The 3,198-nt window shown below is 48.8% G+C and carries 5 protein-coding genes; all 5 read right to left on the reverse strand.

Translation table 11 applies throughout. The features are described from left to right. Positions 1–874 (reverse strand): permease (locus QZ377_RS12035; RefSeq protein WP_291441411.1); only part of this gene is annotated, 874 nt, incomplete at its 3' end. 81 nt (positions 875–955) lie between these two features. Further along, entirely contained in the window at positions 956–1,321 is a 366-nt protein-coding gene (locus tag QZ377_RS12040; RefSeq protein ID WP_291441413.1) for a helix-turn-helix domain-containing protein, read from the reverse strand. A 61-nt stretch (positions 1,322–1,382) separates the two neighbouring features. Next, a complete protein-coding gene (locus tag QZ377_RS12045) occupies positions 1,383–1,844 on the reverse strand; it encodes a rhodanese-like domain-containing protein (protein ID WP_291441414.1) in 462 nt (153 codons plus the stop codon). A gap of 28 nt (positions 1,845–1,872) precedes the next feature. After that, positions 1,873–2,610 (reverse strand): rhodanese-like domain-containing protein, encoded by a 738-nt coding sequence (locus tag QZ377_RS12050; RefSeq protein WP_291441416.1) that lies wholly within the window; start codon positions 2,608–2,610, stop codon positions 1,873–1,875. A 36-nt stretch (positions 2,611–2,646) separates the two neighbouring features. Next, positions 2,647–3,198 (reverse strand): disulfide bond formation protein B (locus tag QZ377_RS12055; RefSeq protein ID WP_291441418.1); only part of this gene is annotated, 552 nt, incomplete at its 5' end.

Consider the following 3,198-nt stretch of genomic DNA (forward strand, 5'->3'; position numbering starts at 1 on the left):
CCCATTCTCCGGCGCCAAGATTTTCCGCAAACCAGTTGTCAGGCACAAAGCCGTGCAGGGCCGCACCAATGCCGACGCCAACAATGACCCACTTCCACACGCGCTTGAAAATGGAGCTTGTTTCGCTGTAGGCAAACATATGCCGTTGCCGCACTGTCAGCTTTTGCACTTCTCCCGCTTCGTTGACATACTGGTGCGCCGGAGCTTTCTCCGTCGCTTCCAGGATGAACGGCTGCAACCAGCGGCCAGCCTTGAGGCCGTCCATGACAAAGCCGCCGATAATGCCAGCGGACATACCGACCACCACATAAATCACCGTGAATTTCCAGCCGAGCAAACCCCACAGCAGAACCACCGCTATCTCATTGATAAGCGGCGAGGTTATCAGAAACGACATGGTAATGCCGATGGGGATGCGGGCAGTTGTGAACCCAAGAAACAACGGAATACTTGAGCAGGAGCAGAACGGCGTCACCGCCCCGAACAACGCACCCAGAAAGTAGCCGAGGCCGCGCCGTTTTCCCGCGAGGTAGTCACGCACCCGCTCCACGTTCATGGAGGCGCGTATCCAGGCAATGCCGTAAATAAGCGCCACCAGAAGCATGAGAATTTTTATCGTGTCGTAGATGAAAAATTCCAGGGAAGCACCGGAATGGGAATCCGCAACAAAACCGAAAGCGTTAAAGACTATCCAATGGGATGCGTCCAATATGTATGAGTAGACTAACCACCAGCCCATCGCCAGCACAGCGATAATCACAAAATAGCGAGTATTCCATACACCACAGGAGTTGTTGCCTGCCGGTTCAAGAGGTTTGACCGGAGAAGCACAGCAACAATTCGCGCCGTGGGGATCTTGTTTCTCTGCGCCCATGACCTTTTCCTTTATTTCGCCCAACTAAACAACACTAGTTGAATTATTGACATATCAAACCAAAAAAAATCGCCAACCCCTTTAGCCGTCACCACAGGGTTTATCCGGCAATACGTTCGGCTCAACATGGCTGGCGTTACGATACTTCCGGCACTGTTCTGGATTATTGGCGCAGCATTCTTCTGTCAGATACGCCACAATATCCAGCATCAACGGGATACTCGCCTTATAGCGCATGAACCTGCCTTCCCTCTCCACATCCACCAAACCGCTTTGCATAATAGTTTTCAGGTGAAATGACAGATTGGTTGAAGGGATATCTAGTTGTTTGGCAATGTCACCAGCCACAAGACCTTCAGGCGCGTTTTTCACTAACAGCCTGAACAGGTCAAGACGCACATCCGAAGACAGAGCTTCAAATATTTTGCTGGCCTCTTTCGTTTTCATTGGTTAATAATTCAACACAAATTGAACTAAGTCAAGGGGCGATTTTCATACCTCCGCAAAATTATTTCCGGTTTAGGGCTTCATATACGGTCTTGGCATTGTCGCCGCGCAACAGTTCCGCTAGGCCACGCAATCCATCCGTGAGGTATTTTGCATTGTACCCTTGGGAGACTAAATACACTCTGGCGAGATTGGCTCTGTCATTGTAAGGGCAGGCTGTTACAATAATTTTATCCTTGGGTAATTCTTTTAACCGGGAAGGCAATTCAGCCAAGGGAATTTTCTTGGCGAAGTCAACTCCCCACAATGCCTGTTCTTCTTTGAAGCGAATATCCACAAGCACGGCCTTGTCTTCAATCAGCCATTGGATCACCTCCCGGCTCGTTGCTTTCATGTCCATCCGTTCTTCGTAGTCAAATGAGGACAAATACTTTCCCAAGGCATCCATAGCTTGTGCTTGTAGTGGAAAGCAAAGTGCCATCACGGCTAATGCCACAGATAAGCGCCAGATATACTTTTTCATTGTAAGTCCTTTTGGATTGTCGCAGTTATTATTGCCCGGAAACGACCTTGCTACCCGCACGCATCCAGCCGGAAAGCCCTTCACTTGCTGCTATCACATGAGAAAATTTATATTTTTGCATGATGTTGATGGCTTCTGGAGTCCAGCGGCCACCCATACAGTAGACAAGGTACGTTTTCTCTCTATCAAGTTCTTGTACTTTGGACTCAAAGTTCGGACTGTTTGCCGCCATGGAGACAGCCCCTTCAATATGCGCTCTGGCAAAGGCAGGCTCCGGGCTTACATCTAGAATAACAAATTGGGGATTATTTTTATTTTCGGCAACAAGTTTCATCACTTGTTGGGTATCAACCTGATATGGCCCTGCCGCGACAACACGGCCACCAGCCTGCATCCAGCCCGCCTTGCCTTCGCTGGAAGCATACAGGTCGGTGAAATTGTTCTTGCTCATTACCTCCACGGCTTTGGGCGTCCAGTTCATCCGGTGGCAGTATACAAGATAGGTTTTGCTCTTATCCAATTTTTGCAAGTTTACTTCAAAACTGGGGTCATTGGCGGGAAGTGAAAGCGCCCCCTCCAAATGGCTGCTGGCGAACGCAGCCGCAGGGCTCACGTCCAAAATAATGAAATCGGGGTTGTCGGCGTTTTTTTCGATCACTGCCTGCATTTGTTTTGTGTCCACATTTTGGACTGCCGCAAAAGCCGCACCGTTCAAGGCCATCGACAAAAAGACGCCTACAGCCAAAAGCCTTTTGAAATACCGCATGTTTTATCTTCCTTTAAAGGTTACGAGGTTGCTGAATCATTGCTTCTTGGGATTAGGGCAGCATTCTTCTTCAAGAGATTTGATGGCATCCGGCGTGGCTCCGAGATATTCCGTTGCCGCCGGGCAGGCATCAAGACCGCATTGGTTTAGGGTAGCAACGGAGAATGTCAAAGTTGCCGCCATAGCGAGACCGAAAAGCCCTTTGATGAAAATTGGTTTAATTTTTATTTCATAGTCCTCTTCACCAATTCCTATAATGAGAATTACGGCTGATGCCAGAATGGAACACGCGAAGACCAGTAGTGCCCAAGTGTATGTGTGCAAGCCGAAAACAGCAGGCCCGAAACCGAGGCTACCGGGCATGATATATGATAGAATCTGGCGAATGGAGACTGTTGAGCCAAATAGGGAAAATAGAATAATCAGGCCATAATTAAGTGTGCTTTGGCCGAAACGCAGGTTTATCAGCAGCACAGCCATAATGAAAAACATGGTCATGCGTTGCCAAGTGCATAGTCGGCATGGCTCCTCTCCAACAAAAAACTGGATGTACAGTGAACCTAAAAGTACGCCAAGCAGCACCAGAAC

It is taken from the genome of Desulfovibrio sp. (assembly GCF_019424165.1).
GTDB lineage: Bacteria > Desulfobacterota > Desulfovibrionia > Desulfovibrionales > Desulfovibrionaceae > Desulfovibrio.

Bases quoted from the DNA above. Each gene is read 5' to 3' on its own strand.
- QZ377_RS12040 (WP_291441413.1), bottom strand. From the start codon at position 1,321: ATGAAAACGAAAGAGGCCAGCAAAATATTTGAAGCTCTGTCTTCGGAT.
- QZ377_RS12045 (WP_291441414.1), bottom strand. From the start codon at position 1,844: ATGAAAAAGTATATCTGGCGCTTATCTGTGGCATTAGCCGTGATGGCA.
- QZ377_RS12050 (WP_291441416.1), bottom strand. From the start codon at position 2,610: ATGCGGTATTTCAAAAGGCTTTTGGCTGTAGGCGTCTTTTTGTCGATG.